The sequence below is a fragment of the Streptomyces odontomachicola genome (genome assembly GCF_039605595.1).
In the GTDB taxonomy this organism is placed as follows: domain Bacteria; phylum Actinomycetota; class Actinomycetes; order Streptomycetales; family Streptomycetaceae; genus Streptomyces.
Genome location: NZ_JBCFOK010000020.1, coordinates 43,935 through 66,857, shown reverse-complemented (window position 1 = coordinate 66,857; position 22,923 = coordinate 43,935). Strand labels below are relative to the sequence as shown.

Annotated in this window: 24 protein-coding genes; 12 read left to right on the top strand and 12 right to left on the bottom strand. The window is 72.4% G+C overall.

Annotated features, from left to right (window positions below; translation table 11 throughout):
• Window positions 1-100: 100 nt before the first annotated feature.
• The 4 genes from ABEE00_RS30560 to ABEE00_RS30545 are packed head-to-tail and all read left to right on the top strand — an operon-like array spanning window position 101 to window position 3,592.
• Window positions 101-907, top strand: coding sequence for an enoyl-CoA hydratase family protein (locus tag ABEE00_RS30560; protein ID WP_345748984.1), 807 nt, complete (start codon window positions 101-103; stop codon window positions 905-907).
• On the top strand, window positions 904-1,743 hold the full coding sequence (locus ABEE00_RS30555; RefSeq protein WP_345748983.1) for a CoA transferase subunit A: 840 nt from the start codon (window positions 904-906) through the stop codon (window positions 1,741-1,743). Before ABEE00_RS30560 ends, ABEE00_RS30555 begins: the two co-directional genes overlap by 4 nt.
• Complete coding sequence (locus tag ABEE00_RS30550) at window positions 1,740-2,492, top strand: CoA-transferase subunit beta (RefSeq protein WP_345748982.1); 753 nt, start codon at window positions 1,740-1,742, stop codon at window positions 2,490-2,492. Before ABEE00_RS30555 ends, ABEE00_RS30550 begins: the two co-directional genes overlap by 4 nt.
• Window positions 2,493-2,539: 47 nt before the next feature.
• The gene (locus tag ABEE00_RS30545) at window positions 2,540-3,592 is read left to right on the top strand and encodes an NAD(P)H-dependent flavin oxidoreductase (protein WP_345749061.1); all 1,053 of its coding nucleotides are present in this window, start codon (window positions 2,540-2,542) and stop codon (window positions 3,590-3,592) included.
• Between the two features lie 57 nt (window positions 3,593-3,649).
• Here the strand turns inward: ABEE00_RS30545 and ABEE00_RS30540 are convergent, their stop codons facing one another.
• A complete protein-coding gene (locus tag ABEE00_RS30540; RefSeq protein ID WP_345748981.1) occupies window positions 3,650-4,612 on the bottom strand; it encodes a zinc-binding dehydrogenase in 963 nt (320 codons plus the stop codon).
• Between the two features lie 381 nt (window positions 4,613-4,993).
• Between ABEE00_RS30540 and ABEE00_RS30535 the strand changes: the two genes are divergently transcribed.
• Together ABEE00_RS30535 and ABEE00_RS30530 are read left to right on the top strand one after the other, a co-directional pair.
• On the top strand, window positions 4,994-6,040 hold the full coding sequence (locus ABEE00_RS30535; RefSeq protein WP_345748980.1) for a fatty acid desaturase: 1,047 nt from the start codon (window positions 4,994-4,996) through the stop codon (window positions 6,038-6,040).
• Complete coding sequence (locus tag ABEE00_RS30530) at window positions 6,037-6,657, top strand: LysE/ArgO family amino acid transporter (RefSeq protein ID WP_345748979.1); 621 nt, start codon at window positions 6,037-6,039, stop codon at window positions 6,655-6,657. Before ABEE00_RS30535 ends, ABEE00_RS30530 begins: the two co-directional genes overlap by 4 nt.
• Window positions 6,658-6,753: 96 nt before the next feature.
• Here ABEE00_RS30530 and ABEE00_RS30525 read toward each other — a convergent pair whose 3' ends face one another.
• The 3 genes from ABEE00_RS30525 to ABEE00_RS30515 are packed head-to-tail and all read right to left on the bottom strand — an operon-like array spanning window position 6,754 to window position 9,474.
• Entirely contained in the window at window positions 6,754-7,506 is a 753-nt protein-coding gene (locus tag ABEE00_RS30525; RefSeq protein WP_345749060.1) for an amino acid ABC transporter ATP-binding protein, read from the bottom strand.
• A 5-nt stretch (window positions 7,507-7,511) separates the two neighbouring features.
• Window positions 7,512-8,438 carry an amino acid ABC transporter permease gene (locus ABEE00_RS30520; protein ID WP_345748978.1) on the bottom strand — a complete coding sequence of 309 codons (927 nt, stop codon included), beginning with the start codon at window positions 8,436-8,438 and terminating at the stop codon, window positions 7,512-7,514.
• Window positions 8,439-8,493: 55 nt separating this feature from the next.
• Window positions 8,494-9,474 (bottom strand): ABC transporter substrate-binding protein, encoded by a 981-nt coding sequence (locus ABEE00_RS30515; RefSeq protein ID WP_345748977.1) that lies wholly within the window; start codon window positions 9,472-9,474, stop codon window positions 8,494-8,496.
• Between the two features lie 378 nt (window positions 9,475-9,852).
• Between ABEE00_RS30515 and ABEE00_RS30510 the strand changes: the two genes are divergently transcribed.
• Complete coding sequence (locus ABEE00_RS30510; RefSeq protein ID WP_345748976.1) at window positions 9,853-11,049, top strand: NAD(P)-dependent malic enzyme; 1,197 nt, start codon at window positions 9,853-9,855, stop codon at window positions 11,047-11,049.
• Window positions 11,050-11,240: 191 nt separating this feature from the next.
• Window positions 11,241-11,822, top strand: a complete 582-nt coding sequence (locus ABEE00_RS30505) for a CGNR zinc finger domain-containing protein (protein ID WP_345748975.1) — start codon at window positions 11,241-11,243, stop codon at window positions 11,820-11,822.
• On the opposite strand, the gene sodX is transcribed toward ABEE00_RS30505, so the two are convergent.
• Window positions 11,774-12,271: a nickel-type superoxide dismutase maturation protease gene (gene sodX / locus ABEE00_RS30500; protein ID WP_451918701.1), complete on the bottom strand. Its 498-nt coding sequence runs from the start codon at window positions 12,269-12,271 to the stop codon at window positions 11,774-11,776. The two genes, ABEE00_RS30505 and sodX, sit on opposite strands and share 49 nt — an antisense overlap.
• 145 nt (window positions 12,272-12,416) lie before the next feature.
• On the opposite strand from sodX, the gene sodN reads away from it, so the two are divergent.
• Together sodN and ABEE00_RS30490 are read left to right on the top strand one after the other, a co-directional pair.
• Window positions 12,417-12,812: a superoxide dismutase, Ni gene (gene sodN, locus ABEE00_RS30495; protein ID WP_345748974.1), complete on the top strand. Its 396-nt coding sequence runs from the start codon at window positions 12,417-12,419 to the stop codon at window positions 12,810-12,812.
• A gap of 195 nt (window positions 12,813-13,007) precedes the next feature.
• Entirely contained in the window at window positions 13,008-13,289 is a 282-nt protein-coding gene (locus ABEE00_RS30490; protein ID WP_345748973.1) for a peptidylprolyl isomerase, read from the top strand.
• A 92-nt stretch (window positions 13,290-13,381) separates the two neighbouring features.
• Here ABEE00_RS30490 and ABEE00_RS30485 read toward each other — a convergent pair whose 3' ends face one another.
• The 5 genes from ABEE00_RS30485 to ABEE00_RS30465 all read right to left on the bottom strand — a co-directional run bounded on the left by ABEE00_RS30485 (window position 13,382) and on the right by ABEE00_RS30465 (window position 19,260).
• Window positions 13,382-13,951 (bottom strand): EF-hand domain-containing protein, encoded by a 570-nt coding sequence (locus tag ABEE00_RS30485; protein ID WP_345748972.1) that lies wholly within the window; start codon window positions 13,949-13,951, stop codon window positions 13,382-13,384.
• Window positions 13,952-14,153: 202 nt separating this feature from the next.
• Window positions 14,154-15,065, bottom strand: a complete 912-nt coding sequence (locus ABEE00_RS30480) for a YceI family protein (protein ID WP_345748971.1) — start codon at window positions 15,063-15,065, stop codon at window positions 14,154-14,156.
• A gap of 61 nt (window positions 15,066-15,126) precedes the next feature.
• Window positions 15,127-16,875 (bottom strand): FAD-dependent oxidoreductase, encoded by a 1,749-nt coding sequence (locus tag ABEE00_RS30475; RefSeq protein WP_345748970.1) that lies wholly within the window; start codon window positions 16,873-16,875, stop codon window positions 15,127-15,129.
• A gap of 99 nt (window positions 16,876-16,974) precedes the next feature.
• Window positions 16,975-18,024 (bottom strand): class I SAM-dependent methyltransferase, encoded by a 1,050-nt coding sequence (locus ABEE00_RS30470; protein ID WP_345748969.1) that lies wholly within the window; start codon window positions 18,022-18,024, stop codon window positions 16,975-16,977.
• A 429-nt stretch (window positions 18,025-18,453) separates the two neighbouring features.
• Window positions 18,454-19,260: an EamA family transporter gene (locus ABEE00_RS30465; protein WP_451918700.1), complete on the bottom strand. Its 807-nt coding sequence runs from the start codon at window positions 19,258-19,260 to the stop codon at window positions 18,454-18,456.
• A gap of 209 nt (window positions 19,261-19,469) precedes the next feature.
• Between ABEE00_RS30465 and ABEE00_RS30460 the strand changes: the two genes are divergently transcribed.
• Window positions 19,470-20,312, top strand: a complete 843-nt coding sequence (locus tag ABEE00_RS30460) for a LysR family transcriptional regulator (RefSeq protein WP_345748967.1) — start codon at window positions 19,470-19,472, stop codon at window positions 20,310-20,312.
• A gap of 110 nt (window positions 20,313-20,422) precedes the next feature.
• Window positions 20,423-20,689 (top strand): hypothetical protein, encoded by a 267-nt coding sequence (locus ABEE00_RS30455; RefSeq protein ID WP_345748966.1) that lies wholly within the window; start codon window positions 20,423-20,425, stop codon window positions 20,687-20,689.
• An 84-nt stretch (window positions 20,690-20,773) separates the two neighbouring features.
• On the opposite strand, the gene ABEE00_RS30450 is transcribed toward ABEE00_RS30455, so the two are convergent.
• Both ABEE00_RS30450 and ABEE00_RS30445 read right to left on the bottom strand, forming a co-directional pair.
• The gene (locus tag ABEE00_RS30450; protein ID WP_345748965.1) at window positions 20,774-21,304 is read right to left on the bottom strand and encodes an NUDIX hydrolase; all 531 of its coding nucleotides are present in this window, start codon (window positions 21,302-21,304) and stop codon (window positions 20,774-20,776) included.
• Window positions 21,305-21,458: 154 nt separating this feature from the next.
• A complete protein-coding gene (locus ABEE00_RS30445; RefSeq protein WP_345748964.1) occupies window positions 21,459-22,823 on the bottom strand; it encodes an NsdA family TPR-like regulatory protein in 1,365 nt (454 codons plus the stop codon).
• Between the last annotated feature and the right edge of the window lie 100 nt (window positions 22,824-22,923).

Genomic DNA, 22,923 nt, shown 5'->3' with positions numbered 1-22,923 from the left:
TGCTATCGTCCACCAAACAAACGTTAGGTGGAAAGGTGTCGGCGCACACCGGAAGCAGAAAGCGGCTGCGGAAACGGATAGGCACGGAAGGAATCCGGTCATGACTGTCTCCACCGAACGGCCCGCCGACGGCATCGCCGTCGTCACGGCCGACTTCCCTCCCGTCAACGCCCTCCCGGTGCGCGGCTGGCACGACCTGGCGGACGCCGTACGGGACGCGGGCCGTGACCAGGGCGTACGCGCCGTCGTCCTCACCGCGGCGGGGCGCGGCTTCAACGCGGGCGTCGACATCAAGGAGATGCAGCGCACCCCGGGGCACACCGCGCTGATCGGCGCCAACCGCGGCTGCTTCGCGGCGTTCGCGGCGGTGTACGAGTGCGAGGTGCCGGTGATCGCCGCGGTGCACGGGCACTGCCTCGGCGGCGGCATCGGGCTGGTCGGCAACGCGGACGCGGTGCTCGCGACGGAGGACGCCACGTTCGGGCTGCCCGAGCTGGACCGCGGCGCGCTCGGCGCCGCCACCCACCTCGCGCGCCTGGTGCCCCAGCACCTGATGCGGACGCTCTACTTCACGGGGCGGTCCGTGAGCGCGGCCGAGCTGCACCGGCACGGTTCGGTGTGGGCTCTCGCGCCCGACCGCGAGCAACTGATGGACGCCGCCCTGGACTTGGCGCGTGAGATCGCCGCGAAGGACGGGCGGCTGCTGCGCCTCGCCAAGGAGGCGCTGAACGGCATCGACCCCGTGGACGTGCGCCGCAGCTACCGCTACGAGCAGGGCTTCACCTTCGAGGCCAACCTCGCGGGGATCGCCGACGAGCACCGCGACGCGTTCGTGTCCGGCAACGGCTCCAGCGCCGAGGCCACCGAGGACGCCCAGGTCGCCCAGGTCGCCCAGGAGGAGCGATGACCGACAAGACCCTCACCCCCGCCCAAGTGGCGGCCCGCATCGAGCCCGGCATGACCCTCGGCATCGGCGGCTGGGGCTCGCGGCGCAAGCCGATGGCCCTGGTCCGCGCGCTGCTGCGGCATCCGGGAGCCACCGATCTGACGGTCGTGAGCTGCGGAGGCCCCGATGTGGGGCTGCTCGCCGCGGCGGGCCGCATCCGCACGCTGGTGGCGCCCTTCGTGACCCTCGATTCCATACCGCTGGAGCCGCACTTCCGCGCCGCCAGGGAGAACGGCACGCTCGCCTTCGAGGAGTGGGACGAGGCGATGTTCCGCTCCGGGCTCACCGCGGCGGCCCAGCGGCTGCCGTTCCTGCCGGTGCGCGCGGGCCCGGGCTCCGACCTCATGCACACCAACCCCCGCCTGCGTACGGTCACTTCCCCGTACGGAGACGGGAACGGACAGTACGAGGAGCTGCTCGCGGCCCCCGCCCTCACGCTCGACGTCGCGCTGGTCCACATGAACCGCGCCGACCGCCGGGGCAACGGCCAGTGCCTGGGCCCCGACCCGTACTTCGACGAGCTGTTCCCGCAGGCGGCCGCCACCACGTACCTCTCCTGCGAGCGGCTGGTGGACCGCTTCGAGGGCCCGCCGCAGAGCCTGCTGGTCCAGCGGCAGCACGTCGCGGGCGTGGTCGAGGCGCCGCGCGGCGCGCTCTTCACGAGCTGCGCGCCGGACTACGGGCGCGACGAGGAGGCGCAGCGCGCGTACGTACGCGCCGCCAAGGATCCAGAAGCGTGGCGGGAGTTCGAGCGCGCGCTGCTGGAGGAGAACGCAGAGGAGGTGGCCGCATCATGAGCGGACGACATCAGGCAGAGGCGACCCGCGCCGAGGTCTGCGTCGTCGCGTGCGCCGAGGCGTGGCGCGGCGACGGCGAGATCCTGGCGGCACCGATGGGCGCGGTGCCCCGGGTCGGCGCGCTGCTCGCGCGCCGCACCTTCTCCCCCGACCTGCTGCTCACCGACGGCGAGGCGGCGCTGGTCGACGCGGACGGCAGGACCGAGGGCTGGCTGCCGTACGGGAAGCACCTGGAGCTGACCGCGAACGGCAAGCGGCACGTGATGATGGGCGCGAGCCAGCTCGACCGCTACGGCAACCAGAACATCTCCTGCATCGGCGACTGGCAGCGCCCCGACAGGCAGCTCCTCGGTTCGCGCGGGGCGCCGGCGAACACGCTCAACAACCCGGTGTCGTACTGGGTCCCGCGCCATTCCGCGCGCGTCTTCGTGGCGAAGGCCGACGTGGTGAGCGGCGTGGGCTACGACCGCGCGGCGCAGGCTGGCCCCTCGGCGACCCGCTTCCACGGGCTGCGCCGGGTGGTGACCGACCTGGCGGTGCTCGACTTCGGCACGCCCGACCACCGGATGCGGCTGGTCAGCGTGCATCCGGGGGTGACGGCCGAGGAGGTACGGGAGCGCACGGGCTTCGCGCTGGAGCCGGGGCACGACGACGTACCGCCCACCCGGAAACCGACCGCCGAGGAACTGCGGCTGATCCGCGAGGAGCTGGACCCGGAGAACACGCGGGAAGCGGAGGTGCCCTCGTGAGCGGGGCCGGGTCCGACGCGCGAGACACAGCCGGGGGCCCGCCGCCGCTGTCCACTCCCCTCACCGAGCTCACCGGCGTCCGGCACCCCCTCGTGCAGACCGGCATGGGCTGGGTCGCGGGCCCGCGCCTGGTGTCGGCCACCGCGAACGCGGGCGCCCTCGGCATCGTCGCCTCCGCGACGATGACGCTGCCCCAACTGCGGGACGCGGTACGGGAGGTGAGGGAGGCCACCGGGGGCGCGCCCTTCGGGGTCAACCTGCGCGCGGACGCCTCGGACGCGGAGGACCGCGTGCGGCTGCTCATCGACGAGGGCGTGCGGGTGGCCTCCTTCGCGCTGGCGCCCTCGCCCGAGCTGATCGCCCGGCTCAAGGAGGCGGGCGTCGTGGTGATCCCGTCGGTCGGCGCCGTACGGCACGCGCAGAAGGTCGAGAAGTGGGGCGCCGACGCGGTGCTCGTGCAGGGCTCCGAGGGCGGGGGCCACACCGGGCAGGTGGCGACCACCGTGCTGTTGCCGCAGGTCGCGGACGCGGTGGGGATCCCGGTCATCGGGGCGGGCGGCTTCTACGACGGCCGGGGGCTGGCCGCGGCACTCTGCTACGGGGCCGCGGGTGCCGCCATGGGCACCCGCTTCCTGCTCACCCGCGACTCGCCCGTGCCGGACGCGGTGAAGCTGCGCTATCTGGAGGCGGCGGTCACCGATGTCACGGTCACCAGCAGGGTGGACGGGCTGCCGCACCGGATGCTGCGCAGCGAGATGGTGGAGGCGCTGGAGCGCTCGGGGCGCGCCGCGAACCTGCTGCGCGCGGTGCGGCACGCCGCGGCCTTCCGGCGCCTCACCGGCATGTCCTGGGCGGACATGCTCAGGGACGGGCGCGCCCTGCGGCACGGGCGCCGGCTGACGCTCTCCCAGACCCTGCTGGCCGCCAACACGCCGATGCTCCTGAAGGCCGCCATGGTGGAGGGCCGCACCGACGCGGGCGTCATGGCCGCCGGCCAGGTGGCGGGCCTGATGGGCGGCACGCCCGACGACCTGCCGAGCTGCGCCGAGGTGGTGGAGTCGGCGGTACGGGAGGCGGCGGCGCTCCTGCACCGCCGCTGACCCCCCGAACCTCCGGCCCTGGCGTGAGCGTGACGGCCCGCGACGGCCCGCGTCGGCTCAGACCGTGAGCACGACCTTCCCGAAGAGGTCCCCCTCGGACATCTTCGCGAAGCCCTCGCGCGCCCGGTCCAGCGGCAGCACCGAGTCGATCACCGGGTGGATGCCCTTGGCCGCGCAGAAGCTGGCCAGCGAGGCCAGTTCCTCCTTGGAGCCCATGGTGGAGCCGACCACCTTGAGCTCCAGGAAGAAGATCCGGTTCAGCTCGGCCGCCGGCGGGTTGGGCCCGGTGGTCGCGCCGGAGATCACCAGGGTGCCGCCCGGCTTCATCGACTTGACCGAGTGCGACCAGGTCGCGGCGCCCACCGTCTCGATCACCGCGTCCACCCGCTCGGGGAGCCGCGCGCCGCTCTCCACGGCCGCCTCGGCGCCCAGCTCCTCGGCCCGCTTGCGCTTCGCCTCGTCCCTGCTGGTGGCGAAGACCCGCAGCCCGGCCGCCGCGCCGAGCACGATCGCCGCGGTCGCGACGCCGCCGCCCGCGCCCTGCACCAGTACGGAATCGCCGGGCCGGACACCCGCGTTGGTGAACAGCATCCGGTACGCGGTCAGCCACGCCGTGGGCAGGCAGGCCGCCTCCTCGAAGGACAGCCCCTTCGGCTTGGGCAGCACGTTCCAGGCCGGCACCGCGACCCGCTCGGCGAACGTGCCCTGGTACTTCTCGGTCAGGATGGAGCGCTTCTCGCGGGGGCCCACGCCGTGCCCGGACTGGCCGATGACGGAGTGCAGCAGCACCTCGTTGCCGTCCGCGTCCACGCCGGCCGCGTCGCAGCCGAGGATCATCGGCAGCGACTCCTCGCCGAGCCCGACGCCGGCCAGCGACCACAGGTCGTGCCGGTTCAGGGACGCGGCCTTCACGTCGACGGTCGTCCAGTGCTCCGGTGCGGTCGGCTCCGGCCTCTCGCCCAACTCCAGGGCGTCGAGCGGGCTGTCCTTGTCGATACGCGCGGCGTAGGCAGCAAACATGATCCCGACGCTAGCCCCGCGCGCCGGGCCCTGCCACCCTTCGCCGCGCCGAATGCGTCACTCCGCTTGCCGGCGCACGGCCGACCGCCGGCACGGCCAACCGCCGCCCCGCTTCGCCGCCCCGCCGCACCGCCCGGCCCCGCCCGATCACCGCCGCCCCTCCCCAAGCGCCCGTCAAGAAGCGTCAAGCACCGTAATGACGCTCACAGTTCATCCGCCCGCCCGCGATGTCCGAGTATGATCCGACTCGTTGACGGCCAGGGCGCAACGGGGGCGAGCGCGCGACGGGGGAGCACACGGCCGTCAGCCCTCTCCTGGACCACGTATGTCCGCCTCCGCGGCGTTCCTGCACCCACAGGACCGAGAGAGCAGGACATCAGCATGTCTCCGAACAACGGGGCACTGTTACGCACCCGCCCCTCTTCGCCGTCCGGCCCCCAGGACCCGGACACCACGCGGCCCAAGTACAAACGCGGCTACCGCAATCCGGCGGCCCTCAAGGACGCGCTCGCCCGCGCGCACACCACCCGCCTGGCGCGCACCGCGGGCCAGGCGCTCTTCGACTTCCTCTCCGTGCCGGCGCTGCTGCTCGCCGCCACCAGCCACCCCGTACGGCAGGCGGGCCCCGCCGCGCTCGCCGCCGCCTGCCTCGTGGCCCTCGTCCTCGCGGCGCGCCAGCTGCGCGGCCTGGAGAACCTGGTGCACGAGGGCTCCCACTTCAACTGGAGCCGCCGGCACCGGACATGGAACGACGTGCTCACCACGGTCCTCGCGGCCGCGCCCACCGGCGCGCGCATCGCGGACTACCGGGAGAGCCACCTCGCGCACCACGGCAAGTTCGGCACCGCCGAGGACCCGGACCGCCTGCGGTACGAGGAGCTGGCCCTGGAGGACATGGACCGCAGCGGCGGCGTGTCAGGCGCCGCCGCCTTCGCCCGCGAGGTGCTGCGCCGCTTCGGCCGCTACCAGCGCGGATGGCTGGCGACGCTGGGCAGCGCACCGATCGCCGCCGCCCTCCCGTTCGCCTGGGCAGCCGTGGCGGTGGCGCTCCCGGCGTGGCTGCTGGGCGGCGCCGCGCACGCCGTCGCCGCCTCCGCGCTGTGGCTGGCCGCCCACCTCGTCGGGCTGCCCGTGGTGCGCTTCGTGGCGGAGTCGAGCGAGCACGTGTACCGCGAGGCGGACACCGTGTTCGGCGCCACGGTCAGCAACCTCGGACGGGTGCAGCGGCTGCTGTTCCACCCGCACGGCGACGGCTTCCACACGGTGCACCACCTGTGGCCCGGCATCCCGCACCACCAACTCGCCCGCGTACACCGGCTGCTGCTGGAGCACGACCCGGCGTACGCGGCGGGGCTGCGCTACCGTACGCGCGTTCTGGAGCGCCCGCGCACCGGGCTGACGCACAACGGGGAAGGGGACCTCGCATGACCACCGCCTATCTGGCGGGACTTCTGCTCGGCCTCGCGCTGATCGTGCCGATCGGCGCGCAGAACGTGTTCGTCGTCGGCCAGGGCCTCGCCGTCGGCTGGCCCCGTGCCGGCTGGGCCGTGATCGCCGCCGGGTGCTGCGACACGCTGCTCATCGTGGCCGGGGCCGCCGGGGTGTCCGGGCTGCTCAACGGCTTCCCCGGGCTGCGGGCCGCGCTGCTGCTGGGCGGCGCGCTCTTCCTCGGCTACCTCGGGGTGCAGTCCTGGCGCGCCCGCGAGGGCCTGGCGGGTCTTGAGGGCGGCGACGTGCTGAGCGGGCGCCGCGTGCTGCTGCGCACCGTGAGCGTCTCGCTGCTCAACCCGCACGCGATCCTGGACACCGTCGGCGTGATGGGCGCGACCATCTCGGCGCAGCCCGAGACGCAGCGGGCGCTGTTCGCCGGCGGGGCGATCAGCGCGTCCTGGGTGTGGTTCCTGTTCCTGGCGGTGGGCGCCGCCGCGGCCCGGCGCTATCTGACGCCGCGCCGCGCGCTGTGGTTCGAGCGGATCTCCGGCACCGTGATGCTGCTGTTCGGCGTGATGCTGCTGACGGAGTTCGCCGGCGAGATCTCCGGCTGAGCCGCGCGGCATCGCGCCGCGGCATAGGTCGGCACGCGGGTACGGGAAGGGGCGGTACGGAGATCCGTACCGCCCCTCGGCCCGGGGAGGCCCCGGCTAGAGCACCTTCGACAGGAACGCCCTGGTCCGCTCGTGCCGCGGAGCCGCCAGCACCTCGCGCGGCACCCCCGACTCGACCACCGAGCCGTCGTCCATGAACACGAGCTGGTCGCCCGCCTCCCGCGCGAAGCCCATCTCGTGGGTCACGACGATCATCGTCATGCCGTCCTCGGCGAGCCCGCGCATCACGTCCAGGACCTCGCCGACCAGCTCGGGGTCGAGCGCGGACGTCGGCTCGTCGAAGAGCATCAGCTTCGGCTCCATGGCCAGCGCCCGCGCGATGGCGACGCGCTGCTGCTGCCCGCCGGAGAGCTGCGCGGGATAGCTCGCCTCCTTGTCCGCGAGGCCCACCCGGTCCAGGAGCCGCCGCGCCAGGTCCCGCGCCGCCGCCTTGGACATGCGCTTGACCTGGACCGGGGCCTCCATGACGTTCTCCAGCGCCGTCATGTGCGCGAACAGGTTGAAGCGCTGGAAGACCATGCCGATCTCCCGCCGCCGCGCGGCCACTTCGCGCTCCTTGAGCTCATGGAGCCGGCCGCCGTGCTCGCGGTATCCGATGAGCTGCCCGTCCACGTAAAGACGCCCGGAGTTGATCTTCTCCAGGTGGTTCACGCAGCGCAGGAACGTGGACTTGCCCGAGCCCGACGGGCCGATCACGCACAGCACCTCGCGCGGCGCCACCTCCAGGTCGACGCCCTTGAGCACGTGCGCGGCGCCGAAGGACTTGTGCACCGCCTCGGCCCTCACCATCGCGGTCATGCGCCCCTCCCCTTTCCGGAGCCGATCGGGCCGCGCGGCACCGCGGGGCGCCGCAGCATGCCCAGGTTCCGCCGCAGCCTCTGCCAGGGCGTGGGCGGCAGTTCGCGGAGCGCGCCGCGCGCGTACCGCCGCTCCAGGTAGAACTGGCCGACGCTGAACACGCTGGTCAGCACCAGGTACCAGATCGTCGCGACGAACAGCAGCTCCATCACGGCGCCCGAGGTGTTGCCGATGCTGCGCGCCGTGCGCAGCAGCTCGTCGTACTGCACCACCGCGCACAGCGAGGACGTCTTGAGCAGGTTGATGTACTCGTTGCCGGTCGGCGGCACGATGACCCGCATCGCCTGGGGCAGCACGATGCGCCGCATGTTCTGCGCCTGGGTCAGCCCGAGCGCGTGCGCGGCCTCGGTCTGCCCCTCGTCCACGGACTGGATGCCGGCCCGGCAGATCTCCGCCATGTACGCGGCCTCGTTCAGCCCGAGCCCCAGCAGCGCCGCCATGAACGGCGTCATGAAGTCGCTCATCTCGTCCCGGTAGATCCCCGGGATGCTGATGTAGGGGAAGAGCAGCGCGAGATTGAACCAGAGGATGAGCTGCACGTACACCGGCGTGCCGCGGAAGAACCAGATGTAGCCCCAGGCCACCGAGGAGGTCACCGGGTTCTTCGACATCCGCATGACCGCCAGCACGACCCCGAGCACCAGCCCCGCGGCCATGGACAGCACCGAGATCAGCACGGTGCGGCCGAGCCCGCTGAGGATGGTGCCGTCCTTCAACAGACGCGGAATGACCTGGAATTCGATGTTCGCGTTGGCGATGGCCGATATCAGCAGTCCCAGCAGCGCCAGCACCACGACCGCCGCCACCCAGCGCCCGTAGTGCCGTACGGGGACGGCGCGGATCTCCGCGGGCGGCCCCGGCACCGCGGACCCTGCCAGCGGTGGCGGAACGCCGTCGGGCCCCCTCCCGGGGCCGTTCTCACGAACCACCGTTGATCTGCGCCTTCTTGACCGCCCCTGCCTCCAGGCCCCACTTCTCGAGCAGCTTCGCGTACTCGCCGTTCGCGATGACCTTGTCCATCGCCGCCTTCAGCGCGTCCCTGAGCTGCTTGTTGTCCTTGTCCACGGCGATTCCGTACGGACCCGACTGCATCTGATCGCCGACGACCGTGAAGTCCTTGCCGCTCTTCGCGGCGTACGCGGCGACCGGGTAGTCCGCGACGCTGGCGGCCACCCCGCCGCCCTTGAGCCGGACCCGTACCTCGTCGTCGCTCTCGAAGGGCTCCAGCGCGATCTTGCCCTTGCCGCTCTTGGCGCACTTCGCCGACTGCGCCTTCACGATGTCGTGCGAGACGGTGCCCTGCTGTACGGCGACCTTCTTGCCGCACAGGTCGTCCACGCTCTTCACGTGCTGCGGGTTGGAGCGCTGCACGAGCACCGAGAAACCGGCGTCGAAGTAGTCCACGAAGTCGATGCCCTCACCGACCTTCTTGCCGCTCTCGTCCAGGCCCTTCCGCCGGTCCTCGGTGTCGGAGACCGAGGACATGACGATGTCGTAGCGCTTGCTCTGCATCGAGGTGATCAGCCCGTCGAAGGTGCCGTTGGAGAACCGCACCGGCACCCCGAGCTCCTTGCCCAGCGCGGCCCCCAGGTCCGGGTCGAAGCCGGCTATCCGCTCGCCCGCCTTGTACTCCATGGGCTTGAAGGCGGCGTCCGTGCCGGCGTTGATCGCGCCCTTGTCCTGGATCTCCTTCGGCAGCTTCGCGTACAGCGGCGCCTTGGTGTCCACGTCCTTGGCCGGGCCCTTGTCCGCCGAGTCGGTCTGGTCGCCGCAGCCGGCCAGCAGCAGCGCCCCGGTGACCGCGAGTGCTCCGGCGACCGCCGACCGCGTCCGAAGCCGGGGCGATAACCCCGTCCGCTTTGCCGGTGGGGTCTGCCGACGGGTGGTGCGTGCGGTCATTTCCGGTACCTCCCTGTGTAAGTGGGGGCATCCTGCCACCGGGTTCAGCACGTAAAGAGGTCCAGCGATGTCAAAATCGGGTAACGGAGGGCCCGTTCGGCCACGGCGCCGTTTACCGCGCCGCTGAGACCTTCGTCACCAGGGGCGGCCCGGCGGGCGCCCAGCGCACGGTCGCGGGTCGTCCCGCCCACCGGTCTTCCTGTAGAAAGGTCGATTACACCCCTCACCCGGGGACCAGGGCGCGTGTGCGGCGCGCCCGGCGTCCGTACCTCCCCCGGAGCGGCGGCCATCCGCCGGACCGGCAGCGGACGCGGTGCCCGCCCGTTCCCCAACCAGGAGCGGTCACCCTCACAAGATTCGACAAAGGGGTTCGACAAAGTGGCAGCGGAGATCGTCAACTCGAAGGACGGGCTGGGCGAGGACGCGTTCGATCCGGCCTTCGCCCTGCACCGCGGCGGAAAGATGGCGGTGCAGGCCACCGTGCCCGTCAAGGACGCGGACGACCTGTCCCTGGCCTACACGCCGGGCGTCGCGAAGGTGTGCAGCGCCATCGCGGAGCAGCCCGAGCTGGTGGCCGACTACACCTGGAAGTCCCAGGTCGTCGCGGTCGTCACGGACGGCAGCGCGGTGCTCGGCCTGGGCGACATCGGCCCGGAGGCCTCCCTCCCGGTGATGGAGGGCAAGGCCATCCTCTTCAAGCAGTTCGGCGGCGTGGACGCGGTCCCGGTCGCGCTGGACTGCCGCGAGACCGACGAGATCGTGGAGACCGTGGCACGGCTCGCGCCGTCCTTCGGCGGCGTGAACCTGGAGGACATCTCGGCGCCCCGGTGCTTCGAGATCGAGGCCAAGCTCAAGGAGCGCCTCGACATCCCGGTCTTCCACGACGACCAGCACGGCACGGCCATCGTCACGCTGGCCGCGCTGCGCAACGCCTGCAAGCTGAGCGGCCGTTCGCTCGGCTCGCTGCGCGCCGTCATCTCCGGCGCGGGCGCGGCGGGCGTGGCCATCGCGAAGATCCTGGTGGAGGCCGGCATCGGGGACGTCGCGGTCTGCGACCGCAAGGGCGTCGTCTCCGAGGACCGGGACGACCTCACCGCGATCAAGCGCGAGACCGCGGGCTTCACCAACAAGGGCGGCCTCAACGGCACCCTGGAGTCGGCACTCGAGGGCGCCGACGTCTTCATCGGCGTCAGCGGCGGCACGGTGCCCGAGGACGCGGTGGCGACGATGGCGGAGGACTGCTTCATCTTCGCCATGGCCAACCCGAACCCGGAGATCCACCCGGACGTCGCGAAGAAGTACGCCTCGGTGGTCGCCACCGGGCGCAGCGACTACCCGAACCAGATCAACAACGTGCTGGCCTTCCCCGGCATCTTCGCGGGCGCCCTCCAGGTCCGCGCGACCGACATCACCGAGGGCATGAAGCTGGCCGCCGCCGAGGCGCTGGCAGCGGTGGTGGCGGACGAGCTGAGCGCCGACCGCGTCATCCCCTCGCCCTTCGACGAGCGGGTGGCCCCCGCGGTCACCCACGCGGTCGCCGCCGCGGCCCGCGCGGAGGGCATCGCGCGCCGGTAAGCACCGCTGATCGCCGCGAGCGCGGCAGCCGGGCGGTACGGAGTGACGGCTCCGTACCGCCCGGCGCATGTCCCGGCGCACGGCCCTGCACATGTCCCGGCGCCGGAGCACCCCCACGTAATACCCTCGACTGCAACTGGCCATTACCAGTCCCCTGCTCACCGCAGGGCGCGCAGCCGTTAGGACCACACGTGGAACTCAGCTATTACGCAGATCAGGCCGTGCACCTGGTGAACACCGAGGAGCCCGGGCGCGGGACCGACTCGCTGACCTCCGTCGAGGCGGTGCGCGAGCTCTTCGGCCCGAACCAGCAGGCGGCGCGCCGCTCCACCGAGGCGGACGTGACCCGGCTGCGCGCCGTCCGCACCCGGCTGCGCGCCGTCTTCACCGCCGCTGCCGAGGGCGACCACGTACGCGCCGTCGACCTGCTCAACTCGCTGCTCATGGAGTACCCCACCAGCCCGCAGATCTCCGGACACGAGCAGCGGGACGACGCGGGCCGCGCGCGCTGGCACATGCACCTCGCCGAGCACCCGGCGAACGCCACCGCGGGGTACGCCGCGACCGCCTGCATGGGCCTGGCGTTCCACCTCACCGAGCTCGGCGTGGAACGGCTCGGCATCTGCCAGGCCGACCCGTGCCGCAACGCCTATCTGGACACCTCGACGAACCGCTCGCGCCGCTACTGCTCGGACCGCTGCGCGACCCGCGCGAACGTCGCCGCCTACCGGGCGCGCAAGCGGCGCGAGAGCCGGGAGACCGGCGAGGACTGACCGGCGGCGCGGCGTACGCGCCTGCGCCCCGTCGGCCGCACCGACTGCAGCGCCCAGCCCACAGCGGATGACACGGACGAGCGAATCCCGCGCGGCGGCCTGACGCGCAACAGGGCGCGCGCCACGACCAGTTCATCGGGGACGGCGCCGAACTCGCGGCTGTCGTTCTGCACCCGCGGGTTGTCGCCCTGCACCCACCAGCCGCCCGCGCGCCGCTCCAGCGCCCGCTTCACGATGAGCAGGTCGTGCTGGAACGGATGGCGCAGCACGATCACGTCGCCGGGCCGCACGGGCGCCCCGTAGCGCACCACGAGCTGGTCACCCGGGCGCAGCGCCGGCAGCATCGACGGGTTGTAGACCTCGGCGAGACCGATCCGCTTCAGCGGCCCCACGCCGCCCTCTCCGGCGCTCCTGTCCTCCCGGCTCGCCCGCGCCCGCTGCCCGTTCATCCCGTTCTCCGCCTCCGGTCCTCCCGCCTCCGGCCGTCCGCCGTGCGGGACTTTTGTCGTAAGCCCATGGGGGCACACGCGAAAAGCCTTCCCTCACGGAGTAATCTCGCACGTGAGAAGACGATCACGAGGAAGGACGGCTTACATGCTTTCCCGCCTGTTCGCCCCCAAGGTCGAGGTCAGCGCCCACTGCGACCTGCCCTGCGGCGTGTACGACCCGGCCCAGGCCCGTATCGAGGCCGAGTCGGTCAAGGCCATCCAGGAGAAGTACCAGGCCAACGAGGACCCGCACTTCCGCGACCGTGCCACCACGATCAAGGAAGAGCGCGCGGAGCTCGCCAAGCACCACATCTCGGTGCTGTGGAGCGACTACTTCAAGCCGCCGCACTTCGAGAAGTACCCGGAGCTGCACCAGCTGGTGAACGACGCGCTGAAGTCCCTGAGCGCGGCGAAGGGTTCCACGGACCCGGCCACCGGCCAGAAGGCCCTGGACTACATCGCCCAGATCGACAAGATCTTCTGGGAGACCAAGAAGGGCTGAGCGAACCTCAGCTCCTGTGACCTGCGGTTTCCTTGACCGCTTGGTCCTCGGGTCCGCACCCGGTCCGCAGGGCGCCGCACGCGGCGTCCCTGGCGGGGCCGGGTGCGGACCTCTTTTTACGGGCCGCTTGAACGCCTGTGAGAGGGTTCAATCCTGATTCACGAAGACCTGTCTTGATATTGAAAGGTGCAATAAATGGCTACAGCAACCGCACGTCACATCCTGGTCGCGAGCGAGGACAAGGCGACCGAGCTCAAGGCCCAGATCGAGGCCGGCGCGGACTTCGCCGCGCTCGCCCGGGCGAACTCCACCTGCCCCTCCGGGCAGCAGGGCGGTGACCTCGGCTCGTTCGGCCCGGGCCAGATGGTCAAGGAGTTCGACACGGTCGTCTTCTCCGCCCCGCTCCGCGAGGTCCAGGGCCCGGTGCAGACCCAGTTCGGCTTCCACCTCCTCGAGGTGACCAGCCGCGAGGACTGACGCGCGAGGCGACCCGCCTCCATACACGCGGCCCGGCCCCCGCAGATCGTGCGGGGCCGGGCCGATGTGTGTGCGGCGCTCGTGCGCGCTGCTCAGGCGTCTCCGCCGTAGCGTGACGGGTCGCCCAGGAAGTGGCTGCCGGGGCCGCCGGGCTCCGTGCCGGTCCAGAAGTCCAGGACGGCGGCGACCAGTTCGGGACGGCTGATGGCGCCGTCCTCGTCGGTGTCCATGTGCGCGAAGCCGCGCGCGGTCTCCTCGTCATCCAGGCTCGGGGTTATGCCGTTGACGAAGGCGCGGTACTCGTCCAGGTCCAGGAACTCATCGAGATCCCGGTCGGCGACGTCGAAGTACGCGGAGGCCAGCCGGCCGAAGGACTCCTCGGCCGCCTGCGCGTCCTTCGCGATCTCCTGCACGGCCGCCACGAAGCCGTCCACGTCCAGCCGTCCGGACTCGTCGGCGTGCGGCTGGAGCGCCCGCCGCCACACCTCGCGGTACGCGTCCTCGAGGCGGATCTCCCAGTCGTCGCCGGGGGCGATGCCGATGCCCGCCGCCGACCTGCGGCCCATCACCTCGTGATCGCGCTCGGTGAGGAAGCCGTCACCGTCGGCGTCGAGCATTGCGAAGCCGTGCGCGAGCTTCCTTCTGAGCAGGTCCTCCGCCATGTTCCGCCGCTCCATCAGTTGTTCTTCACAGCACCGTCCGCACTGCGGGTACCAGCGTACGGCGCGGGAAACACCCCCGCGCGGGTAACGGAAGAGGCCGCAGGGACGGAAGGGGAAAGGGCCGGCCCGCGCACCCGGGGGGCGGTGCGCGCGGGCCGGAGACGTGCGCACGGGGCGCCGGCGGCGGCCCGTGCGGGGCACCTCACTCCGGCGGAGTCGGGGTGTCCTGGTTGCGGTGCATCGCCTGGATGTCCAGCTCCAGCTGCACGGTGGGGCCGACGATGGCGATGCCCTTGGCGAGCATGTTCCGCCAGTTCAGCGTGTACTCCTCGCGGTGCAGCTCGGTGCGGGCCAGCGCCGCGCAGCGCAGCTCCTCGCCGTACCCGCCCTCGACGGAGCCGAGGTAGTCGGTCTCCAGGGCCACCGAGCGGCTCACGCCGTGCAGCGTGAGGGTGCCGTGCACGGTCCACTTGTTGCCCGACTTGTTCACGAAGCGGTTGCTCGCGAAGTGGATGTACGGGTAGTTCTCCACGTCCAGGAAGTCCGCCGAACGCAGGTGGTTGTCCCGCGTCTTGTTGCCCGTGGCGATGCTGGACGCGTCGATGGTGCACTCGACGTAGGTGTCCTCGGGGCGCTCGCTCACGCGGATGCCCCCGTCGAACCGGGTGAAGCGGCCGTGGATGCTGGCCATGCCGACGTGCTTGCCGATGAACCGGATCGCGGTGTGCGGCGGGTCGAACAGCCAGATGCCGGGCTGCGGCGGGTCCAGCGGCTGCGCGCTCTCCAGCGCCACCCGCTCCAGACCGCTCGCCTCGCCCCGCACGACCTCGACGGTCCGGTGTGCGGGCTGGAGCCCGTCCACGGTGACCAGCACGTTGTAGGTGCCGGGCGGCAGCGCTGCGGTGAACATGCCGAACGGGTCCGTCCGGCCCTTCATCACCTGCCGGCCGCTGTCGTTCGACTTGACCGACACGTCGGCGCCGTTCAGGGGCTGGCCGACCGCGTCGACGGCCTCCAGTGCCAACACTCCGGCTGTCAGGGGGATCTCGGGCAGCAGCCCGGCTCCCCTGCCGCCGCTCTTGGTCCACTTGCGCCGCAGCAGCGAGAGGCCCATGCCGACCGCCTTTCTCTCTTGCTTGTCGCCTGTCCGGCCGGATCGTGAGCGCGTCCGCGTCTCAGTCACGGCCGAGGATGTGCCGCAGTGCAGCGGCAACGAGCTTCTCCGCGCCGGGATCGGCGCCGGGGAAGCGGAAAGCGATGTGGTTGTCCGGGCGCACGAGGAGGCAGCCCGCGTCGGTGATCTCACGCAGCCGCGCCCAGTCGCCGTACGGGTCCTCGTACTCCTGCCCGGGACCGATGACGGCGGTGGCGATCTCAACACCCAGGTCACGGGCGGCAGTTGCCGCCGCCCGGGTCCAGCAGTCGCCACCGACGCCGGTGAGCATACAGAACCTTCCGCTTCCGCCGAGGTCGAGGGTGGAGAGGTTCTCCCTCCCCCGCGTCAGCCAAGCGTGCGGAAGCCGTGCTCCGGGCCTGGTTGAGGGCTGGTGGTGAAGTTCCGGATCGCGCTCCCACCCGGCCTCGGGAGTGCCGTCGGGCAGCACCGCCGCGGAATCGTACCTGTGATTCATCTCGACGCCGTGCGCGTTGAATTCGTACACCTTGGACGCGATCGCCTCGCGCAGCAGGCCGCGCCGCTCCTCGGCCCCCGCCGAGGGCTCCTTGCGGGCCTCCATGCGGCGCGCGAGCTCGCCGGTGTCCTCGACGTCCTGGAGGTCCAGGGCCTCGAATATGGCGGATGTCTCAGCGATGCTGCGGTTGGCCCGCTCGACCACCTGCCGCCCTATGGGGGCGCGTTCCGTGTCGTATGTCTCCAACAGCGCGGGTGCGGCGGAGCCGTCCAGCACCAGCTTGAGCTTCCAGGCCAGGTTGTAGGCGTCCTGTACCGAGGTGTTGGAGCCGAGCCCGTTCGACGGCGGGTGCCGGTGCACGGCGTCGCCGGCGCAGAGCACCCGGCCCTCCGCGTACCGCTCCGCGTAGAGGTGGTTCACGGTCCAGGTGGAGGTCGAGGAGATCTTCACCGGCACGCTGTCGTCGCCGATCAGCCGGTGCACGATCGATGTGGCGTACTCCTCGTCCACGGCGGGCGGGCCCTGCTCCAGGTCGTAGCCCCAGATCGCCATCCACTCGTTCCACGGGCGCACGCAGCGCACCGCGCCCGCGCCGATCCCGCCGACGGTCGCCGAGGGCGCGAGCACCCAGTACAGGGTGCTGGGGCGGTACGCGGTGTACTCCGTGAGATCCGCCTCGAACACGATGTTGAGCGCCCCCGCCACGCCCATCCGGCCCTGCGTGGGCAGCCCGAGGTTCTCCGCGACGCGGCTGCGCCCGCCGTCGGCGCCGATGAGGTATTTCGCACGTATCTCGTACGTGTCGCCCCGCAACCGGTCCCTGACGACCGCGGTCACGCCCTCCTCGTCCTGTACGTGGGAGAGGTACTCGGTCTGGTAGCGCAGCGAAGTGCCGCGCGACACGGCCTCGTTCACGAGGACCGGTTCCAGCAGGTGCTGTGGCATGTCGCACATGCGGCTGGGGCTGGAGAGCTCGTGCTCGGCCTGCATCAGCGGGTCGTTGCCCCAGGAGCGCACCCGGCCCAGCTCCTCGCCCGCGAGGCTGGTGCAGAACGTGGTGTTCCCCATGAGCCGCTGCGGAGTGGCCTTCGCCACGACCTGGGCCTCGACGCCGAGGTCGCGGAAGACCTCCATGGTCCGCTGGTTGGTGATGTGGGCGCGCGGGGTGTCCGCGAGCGCCCCGTACCGGGTGACCATGAGGTTCGGCACGCCGTACGTGCTCAGCGCGAGCGCCGCCGTGGCGCCCGCAGGACCGCTGCCGACGACCAGGACGTCGGTCTCGACTCTTCGCACTGCCGGGCTGCTCCTGCGATCGGGGGACGGGAAGGGTCCGAAGATCGTAAAGGAAGCCTCAACTCCCTTGACCGCAGCCGCAAATGGGGATCTGTCCGGTTAGATGGCGAGACGCCAGAGCGAAGTGACCTCGCCCGCGCGGGCCTCGGCGAGCGGGTCGCCGTCCTCGCCCGCGGCCCTGGGATGACGTGGCCTGATGTCATCGCGCCCGGCGACGCGCAGTCCTGCCTCCCCGATCCACCCGAGCAGTTCCTCCCGGCTGCGCAGCCCCAGCCGCTCCGCCAAGTCGGAGAGAATCAGCCACCCTTCGCCGCCCGGGGCCAGCCGCGGGGCGAGCCCCTCCAGGAAGCCCCTGAGCATGCGGCTGCCCGGGTCGTACACGGCGTGCTCCAGCGGCGAGGTGGGCTTCGCCGGCAGCCACGGCGGGTTGCACACGGCGACGTCGGCGCGGGGTTCTTCGCCCTTTTCATACGGGAAGAGGTCGGCTCGGGTGACCTCCACAGAATCCCCCACACCAAGTTGTGCAATATTCATCCGCGCACAGTCCAGGGCGCGGTCCTCCTGGTCGGTGGCCACGACGCGGCGCACTCCGCGCCGGGCGAGCACGGCGCTGAGCACGCCGGTGCCGGTGCCGATGTCGTACGCGGTCCCCGTGCCGGGCAGCTCTGCGCGGGCCACGAGATCCACGTACTCGCCCCTGACCGGCGAGAAGACCCCGTACACGGGGTGGATCCGCTCGCCGTCGAGCGCGGGGATCTCGACGCCCTTCCGCTGCCACTCATACGCGCCGATCACGCCGAGGAGTTCGCGGAGCGGGACGGTGCGGGGTTCGCCGGGCGGGGGGCCGTACGCGGCGGTGCAGGCGGCGCGCACGTCGGGTGCGCGCCGGAGCGGGACGGACCAGTCGCCGTCCTGGGGCACGAGCAGCATGCCGAGCACCCTGGCCTTGCGGCCCTGGGCCTGGCGGTACAGGTGGAAGGTCTCGCGCGGCGTGGTGCCCTGCTTGGGCGGCTTGCGGTCCACTCTCCGCCGCAGCGCCTTGAGCAGCTGCCGCGCGCCGTGGAAGTCCCCGCGCCACAGGAGGGTCTCGCCTTCGCAGGCGAGCCGATAGGCCTTGTCGGCCCGGACCCGATCATCAATCTCCAGCACCGTGACACTTTACGCGGAAGCCCGCGCGACACCGCCGGGCGCGTGCTCTCGCACGGGCACGGCAACCCATACGACCAGGTCTGGGGCTTGCAGCCCCGCACCCCCTCCCGCCGCAGCGGCAGCCGCCCGGCGGTGACAGCCCGGCCCGCGCTCCAACCGCCGACGACACCCGCTCGACGCACGTCCCGCTGCGGCGGACATAGGGAGGGGCGCAGTCCCCCTGCGACGACCAAGGGCCATCCCAGCCCACACCTCTTTCCCGCCGCAGCGGCAAGCAGCCCAGCGGCGGCCGTCCGGCGGAGACAGCGCGGCTCGCGCCAACCGCCGACGCGGCAGCCCGCGGCAGCGGGCAAGGGCGGACGCGCAAACGGTTCGCGACCACGCGCGCGGGGCCGGACGCGCAAACGGCGCGCGACCACACGCGCGGGCTCAACGTGACGTGCGGACCGCCCCCGCGCTGGCCAGGATGACCAAAGCGATGCCGCCGAGCTCCAAGGCGGTCATGCGCTGCCCCAGCACCGTGAAGCCCGCCGCCGTCGCCGCCACCGGCATCAGGCTCATGAGGACGGCGAAGGTGCCCGCCGGCAGCGTTCGGAGGGCGAAGAGTTCCAGGGTGTAGGGGATGCCCGAGGACAGCACCGCGACCGCCGCGCCCAGCCCCAGCGTCACGGGGTCCAGCAACGCACCCCCCGCACTCACCACGCCCAACGGCGCGCTCACCACCGCCGCGACCCCCATCGCCAGCGCCAGCCCGTCCGCCTTCGGGAACCGCGCCCCCGTACGGGAGTTGAAGACGATGTACGCGGACCACATCGCCCCGGCCGCGAGCGCGAAGGCCGCGCCGGCGAGGTTCAGCGAGGCGAAGCCGCCCGCGCCCAGCAGGTACACGCCGGCCAGCGCGAGCCCCGCCCACACCAGGCTGAGCAGCCGCCGCGACGCGACGACCGAGAGCACGAGCGGCCCGAGCAGCTCCAGGGTGACCGCCGCACCCAGCGGAATCCGGTCGATGGCCTGGTAGAAGAGCGAGTTCATGGTGCCCAGCGCGACCCCGAGCCCGACCACCACGGCCCAGTCCGTACGCGAGTGCCCCCGCACCCGCGGCCTGCACACCACCAGCATCAGCACCGCGGAGAAGATCAGCCGCAGCGCCACCATGCCCAGCGCCCCCACCCGCGGGAACAGCCCCGCCGCGACCGCCGACCCGAACTGGAGCGACAGCGCGCTCCCCACCACCATCCCGATCGCCCCGGCCCGCGCCCGCGGCCCGCGCCCCGCCCCCGTACGACCGGAGCCCGCAGCCTCCGTACGTACAGAAGTCGAAGGAACAGAGGGAGCGGGGGACGCGTCGGGCGCGGAGGCAGGCGCTGCGGCGGGGTCGGCGGAGCTCATGGAGCCCACGGTAGAGCGGCGGTTGCGGCGCGTGAAATGCCGTTCCGCCTGCGGCTATGCTCGGCAGGCATGACCGCGCCGCCGCCCGCCTCCGCACCGGACAGCCCGCGCTCTCCCGCACCCTCCGCCAGCTCGAGGAACACCTCGGCACCCGCCTCGTGGACCGCAGCACGCACCACCTCGAACTGACCGCCGAGGGCACCGCGTTCCGCGAGAAGGCGGCAGCGGCGGTCGCCGCCGTCGACGAAGCGCTGGACCCGGCCCGGCTGCACCACTGGCCGCTGCGCCTGGGCCACGCCTGGTCCGCGCTCGGCCGGCACACCACTCCCCTGCTGCGCAGGTGGCGCGCCGAGCACCCGGAGACCCCGCTGGAGCTGCTGCGCATCGACGACCGTACGGCGGGGCTGCGCAGCGGCCAGGTGGACGCCGCGGTGCTGCGCGACCCCGCGCCGGAGCACACCCGCGGCCTGCGCACCCGCCGGCTGCTGGACGAGGAGCGGGTGGCAGCGGTCCCGGCGGACGGCGAACTGGCCGCGCGGCAGGACCCGTTGACCCTCGCCGACCTCGCCCCGTACCCCGTCGCGCTGAACACGGTCTCCGGGCTCACCACCCCCGCGCTGTGGCCGGCCTGCCTCCGGCCCGGGCCCGCACGCACCGTGCACGTCGCCAACACCGACGACTGGCTGGGCGCCATCGCGGCGGGCAACGCGGTCGGCGTCTCCACCACCGCCACCGCCGAACTGCACCCGCACCCCGGGGTGGCCTACAGGCCGCTGACCGGCGTCCCCTCCGTACCGGTGCTGCTCGCCTGGCGCGACACGCCCGGGCACCCGGCGATCGAGCAGCTCGCGGCGCTGGCCTGCGACCTGCTCGGCGCGGAGCGCCGGGGAACCGCCTGATCACGGCATACGTTGCCGAAGTGAGGGCACTCCGGAGGCACTCCCCGACGCGCCCTCGTCCCGTACGACCATCCGCACATCCCGCACCGATCAGCACGGGAGGCAGCACCATGGCAGGTTTCCTCGACAGGGCCAAGGAGCAGGCGCAGAAGGGCCTCGCGCAGGGCAAGGAGAAGGTCGAAGAGGTGCAGGCGCAGCGCACGGGCAACGACCTGCTGCGCAAGCTGGGTGCGGCGTATTACGCGGAGCAGCGCGGCGCCGGGACCCCCGCCGACGTGCAGCAGGCGCTCGTGGCCGTGGAGCAGCACATCGCCGAGCACGGCGACGCGTTCCTGCGCGGCGGCGGCACGGCGGGCGGCGGCCCCTTCGGGAAGTAGACCCCCGGGGCCCCGGGCCCGGTCCGGGGCGCCGCGCCCCGCTCACGGTGCCCCGCTCACGGCGCCCTGCTCACAGCGCCCCGCTCACAGGAAGCGCAGGCGGTACAGCATCAGCAGTGCCGCGGCCGTGTTCGCGGCCGGCACGGTGCCGGCCGCGATCAGGTCGGGCGCCTCCTTGAGCGGCACCCACTCGCGCTTCTCGGACTCGAAGTCGTCCTCGGGATGGCCCACGAACTCGGCCTCCTGCGCCCAGTAGATGTGGTGCCGCGCATCCGTCAGCCCGTTCGCGGGCTCGACGGTCATCAGGTGCGCCAGGGGGCCGGGGCGCCAGCCCGTCTCCTCCAGCATCTCGCGCGCCGCGGCGGCCTCCAGGCTCTCGCCCTCCTCCACCACTCCGGCCGCCAGCTCCCAGCCCCAGCTGTCCGTGATGAAGCGGTGCCGCCACAGCATCAGCACCTCGTTGCGCTCGTTGACCGCGGTGGCCATCGCCACGGGCCTGAGCCGGATCAGATAGTGGTCCAGGTGGCGCCCGTCGGGCAGCTCCACATCGGCCAGGTTGACCTTCAGCCACTGGTTCTCGTACACGGTCCGCTCACCCAGGTTTTTCCATTTCACGTATGTGCCCCCTTCCAGGCGAAAGTTGGGCACATCCCAGCACGCTGCCGCGCCCCGCAGACAGAGCGCACAGGGGGCGGCAACCGGCCCCGACGAGGCATCCGCGGGCACCCGCAGGTGCCGGGAGCCGCGCGGGGCACCGCGCGCGGGGTGCCTAGAGCGGCACCCGCAGCGCGTCCTCGATCAGCTCGGCGGCCTCGGCCGCCGACGTGCCGGGGTGCTGGAGCAGGTGGTCCCGCACCCCGCGCATCCGTCCCCGCAGCCGCTGCGACTCGATGCCCTGCGCATGGCCGACCATCTCGGCCGCCGTCGCCGCGGCCCGCTCCGGATCGCCGCTGCGCAGCTCCACGTCGGTGAGGGTGGCCAGCCTGTTGACCCGGCCCCGCACATGGGCCGGCGCCCTGGCCGCCTCCTTCGCGTACTTCTCGGCCGCGTCCAGTTCGCCGAGCACCAGCAGGGACTCGGCGAGCCGCACTTCGACGAGCCCCGGCTGCACGTACCCGGTCTCCACCGGCTCCTCCTCGGGCCTGATCCGCTCCGAGTACGCCTCAGCCCAGCGCATGCACGCGTGCGCGCTGCGCCGGTCGCCGAGCCGCGCGTACGCCATGGCCTGCATCGCGTACAGGTCGGTCGCGAGCGCGGGGCTGGCGTGCGGCCCCGCGGTCCGCAGCACGGCCTCGGCGCAGGCGATGGCCCGGCGGCTGTCGCCGAGGAAGAGCGCCTGATTGACGAGCAGCGCCACCACGTACCCGCCGAACAGCCGGTCGCCGCTGGCCTTTCCGAGCCGCAGCGCCTGGTGGAAGTAGCGCTGCGCGAGTCCCTGGGCGTCGGCGTCGTACGCGCAGATCCCGCCCACGGCGGCCAACGAGCCCGCGGCGCGGTGCAGTTGCCGCCCCGTCGCGTCGCCGTACCCGCCGCGCAGCAGCGGCGCCACACCGGCGGTGAGGAAGCCGGTGACGCGCGCCCGCGTGGCCACGCCGCCCGCGTTCCTGTAGAGGTGCTCGTAGTGGCTGCGCGCCGCGGTGAGGATCTCGACGTCCTCCTCGGTGACCTCGCGGTCGCCGTCGTGCGAGACGTCCAGGTCCTCCGGCGGGTTCTCCCACTCCCATACGGGGGCGATGGCGGACGCCCCGGCCAGCAGGGGCGGTCCGCCCTGCTCGGCGTGGAGCTGGTCCGAGCGCCATAAGACCGCGGCGCGCTCCAGGAACCGTCCGAGCCCCACCCCGTCGCCGGGGTCTCCCGCGCCCTGCGGCGCCGGCGAGCCGCCGGGCCCCGGGGCCGCCATGCCGATGTCGGCGAGGGTGAGGGTCCTGCCCAGGCGCCCGCCGAGGATCTCGCAGATCATCTCCGGCACCCTGCCGCGCGGACGCTGCCCTTTGAGCCATCGTCCGACGGCCGTGTGATCGTAACGCAGAGTGACATCCGCCTCTCTTCCGAGACGGTTCACGCGCGCCGCAAGACCGGCCCGGGATATCCCCGACTGCTCTAGCAGCGCGTCCAGTTGACTGTTGGGCTCCATTGCGTGGTGCCGCCCTCCGGTCCATCCAACTCCCTGTTTCGCAGAGTAACCGACTCCGGTTCACACGGGGTGTGAAAACCCCGCCCACGCATGCGAGCGG